Raw genomic sequence first — 6,149 nt, 5'->3', positions numbered from 1 at the left:
GTGTAGAGATCGGGCTGGTGCTCCGGTACGAGGATTGACTCGAGTGTAGAGAGCTTGCTGACCTCTTTTGTGCGGAAGTTGGCGGGTTCGTCAAGCACGAGACCGTCGCGGTTTCCGAGGATGTTGGTTGAGAACCAACCTGCGAGGCCGAGGCAACGTACGCCGATGATGGGTGCGAATCCCGACTTAACAAGTGTCTGTCCGGTCTTGAAGTCCTTGCCGGCGATAGGCATCTTGGTCTTTTCAGCGAGTTCCCACATTGCGGGGATGTCGACGGTGGTGTTGGGGGCACCCATTACGAAGGGAGCGCCTTCGGTGAGGGCTGCGTAAGCATAGCACATAGAGGGTGCGATATGCTCCTTGTCGTCGGCCTTCATGGCGTTTTCGAGGTCGGCGAGTGTATAGTGTACGTTCTTGTCAGGAGCTACATATACTTCGGTTGAAGCGGCCCAGAGAACAACAACACGGTTGCAGCCATGCTCTTTCTTGAAGTTGCGGATGTCCTCGCGGAGAGCTTCTACCATTTCCCAGCGGGTCTTGCCCTGCATGATGTTCTCTCCGTCAAGACGCTTTGCATAGTTGTGGTCGAAAGCTGCCTTCATGGGGACAATCTTTTCAAGCTCGTCCTTTACGGGAAGGATATCTTTCTCCTTGAGTACCTCGGCGTTCATGGCCGATTCGAAAGCGTTGGCGGGATATACGTCCCATGAGCCGAATTCGATATCGTTGAGGTCAGCGATGGGTACAATCTGGTTGTAATGGAGATATTTTTTGTCGGCACCTTCGCCTACGCGCATGATGTCGTATTGAGTCATTGCTCCAACAGGCTTGGCAAGGCCTTTGCGGGCCATGAGTACGCCGGTGATGAATGTTGAGCTTACTGCTCCGAGTCCTACTACGAGAATACCGAGTTTGCCCTCGGCTTTCTTAACGTCAGTCTGGTTCATGATGATGGTTAATTTGTCTATTTGTTATTGTTGTTTTCGTTGTTGAAGCGCTGCGGGCAGAGCGTAACACTGCGCCACGCTTGAATTAGCCCGTAAAAGTAGTCAGTATTTTCGAATTGCAAAAAGTTTTATCGGCTAACTTTATTGAATTTTTGTGAAAAAACGCTAAATATAAGCCGTATTGGTTAAAATGGCCTAATTGTTGGCCATTTAACCGTCGTTATGTTAATAAATTAAAATACTGCTTGGAGCACCTCACCTATGTTTCTGATGATAGAGGGGTGGGTTACAGCGTCTTCCTCGGCTGTCCAGCCTTTACCCTTTATCCAGGCCACCCTGCAGCCTATGGTTTCGGCCGGCACAATGTCTTTTTTATAGGAATCGCCTACTACAAGCACATTTTCCGGCTTCATTCCGAGGGCCTCGACTCCGAGGCGGAATATCTGCGGGTCGGGTTTGCGCACACCTACTACCGCGCTTTCTATTATGCTGTCGAAGTATTGCAGCAGGTCGAAGTCGGCAAGTACGGCCTGTACGTTGCCGTAGAAGTTGCTTACGAGCACCATCGGGATGTGGCGTTCACGGATAGCCTCAAGCACTGGACGGGCCTCCTCTACGCACTCGCGCGCGCGTTCATAACAATAAAGGGCGATTTCCGGAGCCATGCGCCGGGCGTCGTCGGCATTGATGTGGCCGTGGTCGGCGAGCCATCCCAGCTCCAGGTGCATTTTCTTAAGCAGCAGGGCGTGGAAGTTGTCGTCGGGCATGATGTGGCGCACCTTGGCGAGTTCGCGTTCGGCATATACATATGCTTCGCGGAATGTATCTTTGTCGACATCTGTGCCGCTTGCGCGGTAGCCGTCCCATATTATCTCGCTCCAGTGTACGCCGCGGCTGTCGATAGTGCCGCCGTAATCAAATATTATGCCTTTAATATTTTCCATCTTTAAGTTCTTTTGTGAAGTAGCGGCATATGCGTTCATGCCGTACAATCATGTATACGAGCAATGCATTGAGCACGATAAGCTCGAAGGCGAAGTATAGCCACGGCATCTGGAGGAAAAGCGCGGTGAACAGGGCTATGACACGCCAGTTGAAGGAGAGGATATTGGTATACTTCATCAACGGAAGGCTCTTCTGTCGGAAGGCCTCGCGGAAAGCCATCGGTATCGTTCCGGATGCAAATCTCTTGCGCAGCTCGCGGCGGAGTGCCTGCATGGATGGAGTGAGAGCCTCCTGATTGGCAGTATAATTAGTGTAGAAGGTAAGGGTGAGTTTCTTCCAGAAGTTCTTGCTCCATGAAAGGGTGGCCAGACGGCTGCGCAACTCGTCGCACGACTCAAGCTCGCTGCCTTCTTCTCCCTTAAGGAAGTAGAGATGGAACTGACGGTAATAGTCGGCGGCGGCAGCCTGTTTGGCATGGCACAGTCCGGTCACTACGGCGACTACCCATATCACCCATGGATGGGCGCTGAAAAACTCTGAGGTAATGTTCTCGCGCAGACATATGGCGATATATATCGAGGCAAACCAAAGGTCGCCCGACAGGCCGTCGAGTATGCGGCCGAGGCGCGAGTATTGCTTTGTCATGCGGGCCAGCTGTCCGTCGGCAGAGTCAAATGAATTGGCCCATACAAGCAGGAACATACCTATGACGTTGAACCACATGTCGGGGAAATAGAACATTATTCCCGCGCCTATTCCGAGGAATATTGAGGCGATGGTGATGGCGTTGGGAGTCACGCCGAGACGTTTCGCCAGACAAGCCCACATGTAGCCTATCGGACGATAGAATGCGAGGTCGATATGCTCTTCGGTGTCCATCGACTTGAGGGTGTCGCGATAGCTCACCTTTTCGGTTGTATGCGAGGCGTTGTTGTTAGCCGTGGAGTTCATTTGCTTGTGTGGTCTTTGATGGTGGTAAGTATGCACTTGGCGATATAGGGGGCTGCCTCCTGGCGGCATGGGGCGAAGCTGGGCCAGTCGTTGAAGTCGATTATGCGTATGTCGCCGTCGGGACTTACGATACAGTCGCCGCCATATATTTTGACATCAAGCACTTCCGATGCGCGCTGGCATATGTCGCGCATGTGCTGTCGGTCAAATTCTATCCCTTTGCTCTTTCCGTTGATGGCTTCGTGGCCATATTTGGAGTGTCCTTCGTCAAACGGGTAGAACCAGAAGAAGAACGGTGTGCCCTGCACGCCATAGAACTTTATGAGGTCGCCTACGAGATGGCGGTTGATTACAGCGCGTTTTATGCCGCGGAGAAAGTACTCCTGCAGCACTTCCTGTGCTTCTTCGGGATGACGTACGTAGCTTACATCCTCTTTGTGCATGGCATGGAAGTCTCCGCGCTTAATCCAGCACTGGCTGAATCCGGCGTTCTTCAATGCTCCCTTCACACTCTCGTCGGTGTTTACGATAAGGCTCTCGGGGTAGGGGATATTGCTCCCTACGAGTATGCGGGTCATGCGCTCGCGTGTGCAGTTCTCGATGCCGTAGCCGGAGTTGATTACAAGCACCCCTTCATCCTCGAGCTTCTGGAGGCGCTGTATCGATTTCATTTCGCGGCACATGTTTATGATTACGGGTTCGTGTACCTGGCCGTTGTTGAACTGTTCCTCGCTATAGATATTTACTATGCATCCGCGCTTGCGCAGCTGCTCGGCCACGGCGTTGAATATTGCGGCGTCGTTGCCGATATGGTTTGGCGAATATGCTCCGGCACGCATTATGCCGGCAATATTGATTTCAGCCATTTTTAGAGCTTGTTAAATGATAAAGTGTCAGTCGGTTGCTGAGCATATTTTTGCGTGTGGAGAGGGAGTTGTGGGGGCATAACAACCTAAGAGCAAGCGGAAAATATGCCGACGAATGACCGACCGAAGGTAATATTATAGTTAGAAAGAGGTGATGTCAATTGATTGTGGGTGAGGCGACGTGTTACTCTCCCTGCAATATGAACTGTCGGGCGGTCTCTATGTCGCCGGCGTGGTCAACGTCGACAATCTTGCTGAAGGGGAATGCCTTAAGGGTGAGTCCACCGTCGACGAGCGCGCGCTGGTAGTTGCGCATGCGGCTTGTACCCTGGGCCAGGCAGCGGTCGAGTATGTCGAGGGCGGGTGGGGTAAGTCCGTATATGCCTCCTGAAATGTAGCGCACGCCCTCCCAGGGCTTGTCGCGGAAGGCGGTGATTGTCATCGATGGCTCGTCGACGTCGATATACAGCGGTTTCTCGTCGTCGATAAAAGTGGTTACACCCATGTAGCCGTCGGCATCGTCGCTCTTGGCAAATGCCTTGACATAGCGGCGGAAGTCGCTCTCGTGGAATATCGTGTCGACTGTGGTGAGCACAAACTTGCCGCTTGATGGGAATGCCCTGCTTACCTCATAGAACGAATGCATAGAGCTCGGGGTGGTCTTTACGACCAGGTGGAATGGCACAGGGAGTGTCAGGCTCTCGAGATATTCGCGCACGTCGGTCATCTGTTCGTTGACGATTACCGACAGTGACTCGGCATCGCAGTCGAGCATGATGTCGATGAGACGCTTTATCATAGGACGCCCGTCGAGGTCGACAAGCGGTTTGGGCAACTGTATGCCCTCTTGTACAAGCCGCGAACCTTCTCCTGCGGCTATTATGGCGTAATGCACTGTAGTTGTGGTGATATGATGGGTTCTATATATTCGTGTGGCTTATTCCTGGGCGTTGCTGTCATCCTTGCTGAGGTCGAGCACTACGTTGTCTTTACCTTTGTCGAAGTACTGGCGTCGCAGCGGATTGGCATATGCTTCATCGAAATGCCGGCGTGAGCGGAAGGTATCGATGGCCATATAGATTGCCTGGCGGAATGACTCGTCGGAGGCTTTGCCCTGACCGGCTATATCAAATCCGGTACCGTGGTCGGGTGATGTGCGCACATATGGAAGTCCGGCGGTGAAGTTGACGCCTGAGTCCATGGCGATGGTCTTGAAGGGAGCGAGTCCCTGGTCGTGATACATTGCAAGCACTCCGTCAAATTTGCGGTAGGCCTCCGTTCCGAAAAATCCGTCGGCGGCATACGGGCCGAATGCAAGTATCTTCTCATTGCGGGCCTCTTCGAGAGTCGGAGCGATTATCTCGTTCTCCTCGTTGCCGAGCAGTCCACCCTCGCCGGCATGGGGATTTAGCGACAATACAGCTATGCGCGGAGTGTCGATGTTGAAGTCGCGTCGTAGCGAGAGGTTGAATATGCGCAGTTTGTCGAGTACGGCGTCGCGTGTGATTGCATCGGCCACCTTTGCAATAGGCAGGTGGGTGGTGACGAGCGCTATGCGCAAGCGGTCGCTCGCCAGTATCATCAGGGCTTTGTCGCCGTCGCCAAGCGATGATTCCAGATATTCGGTATGGCCGGGAAAGTTGAATGTCTCACTTTGGATTGTGTCCTTGCTTATCGGTGCAGTGACGATTACGTCGATTTCGCCTGCACGCAAATCAGCTACGGCACGCTCAAGAGCTATGAAAGCTGCCTCGCCGGCACTCTTCGATGCCACGCCCGGCTCGATTTTGAAATCCTCGCCTATTACATTGATGATGTTTACTGCATCGTCCTTGGCCTGGGCTGCGGCCTGTATTGTGTTCATTGCCACTTGGGGCAGTTCCATCCCCTTTCTGTAGTATGCGGCTATCTTGGCCGAACCGTAGACTACCGGAGTACATAGTTCCGGAATCCGAGGGTCGCTTAATGTCTTTAATATCACCTCATAGCCTATGCCATTGGGGTCGCCGTGGGTGATACCTACCTTTATTTTTTTGCTCATTGTGGGGTATCGTTGTGAAAATAAGATGACGGAGCATTGTCCGGCACAAATATATATATATGTATATGAAAATGGAGTAATGCCGATAGCGTCATGTAGTCCTCATGGTCAGAGTTATTGAGCGCTTCGGCGGTCATCGGATGTGGCTGTGTGTTGGAGTGTGACATTGTCGATACTCCGGCCCGGCCTTCTTCAACGACCTATTGCCCCAAATTGCCCGTAAAATTACTCATTTTTTCAATTCCATCCAACCCCGCAACAATTTTCCACCGTATAACAACGGTCGTGCATTATAAAACGGCTATAGACTCACCGCTACATACTATAAGAGCTTGTTTAATAATAAATGTTGCCGCCAGGGTCGTATAGCTTGAGACGATTTTCGACATGTGACGAAGG

At 52.2% G+C, this 6,149-nt stretch carries 6 protein-coding genes; all 6 read right to left on the bottom strand.

Annotation, left to right across the window (positions count from 1 at the left end; genetic code table 11):
• Nucleotides 1-947, bottom strand: a 947-nt coding sequence (locus K2I50_RS03735) for an inositol-3-phosphate synthase (RefSeq protein WP_301024896.1), incomplete at its 3' end; no start/stop codon positions are given.
• Nucleotides 948-1,180: 233 nt separating this feature from the next.
• On the bottom strand, nucleotides 1,181-1,891 hold the full coding sequence (locus K2I50_RS03730; protein ID WP_301024895.1) for an HAD family hydrolase: 711 nt from the start codon (nucleotides 1,889-1,891) through the stop codon (nucleotides 1,181-1,183).
• Complete coding sequence (locus K2I50_RS03725; protein WP_301024894.1) at nucleotides 1,878-2,843, bottom strand: CDP-alcohol phosphatidyltransferase family protein; 966 nt, start codon at nucleotides 2,841-2,843, stop codon at nucleotides 1,878-1,880. Before K2I50_RS03725 ends, K2I50_RS03730 begins: the two co-directional genes overlap by 14 nt.
• Nucleotides 2,840-3,709 (bottom strand): ATP-grasp domain-containing protein, encoded by an 870-nt coding sequence (locus tag K2I50_RS03720; protein WP_301024893.1) that lies wholly within the window; start codon nucleotides 3,707-3,709, stop codon nucleotides 2,840-2,842. The genes K2I50_RS03725 and K2I50_RS03720 overlap by 4 nt, the downstream gene beginning before the upstream one ends.
• 184 nt (nucleotides 3,710-3,893) lie before the next feature.
• A complete protein-coding gene (locus K2I50_RS03715) occupies nucleotides 3,894-4,604 on the bottom strand; it encodes an NTP transferase domain-containing protein (RefSeq protein WP_301024892.1) in 711 nt (236 codons plus the stop codon).
• A 42-nt stretch (nucleotides 4,605-4,646) separates the two neighbouring features.
• Nucleotides 4,647-5,750, bottom strand: coding sequence for a 4-hydroxythreonine-4-phosphate dehydrogenase PdxA (gene pdxA / locus K2I50_RS03710; RefSeq protein WP_301024891.1), 1,104 nt, complete (start codon nucleotides 5,748-5,750; stop codon nucleotides 4,647-4,649).
• Nucleotides 5,751-6,149: the final 399 nt, after the last annotated feature.

Source organism: Muribaculum sp. (genome assembly GCF_029051885.1).
GTDB lineage: Bacteria > Bacteroidota > Bacteroidia > Bacteroidales > Muribaculaceae > Muribaculum.
The sequence above is the reverse complement of the archived record's forward strand: the minus strand, read 5'-3'. Positions and strand labels throughout refer to the sequence as shown.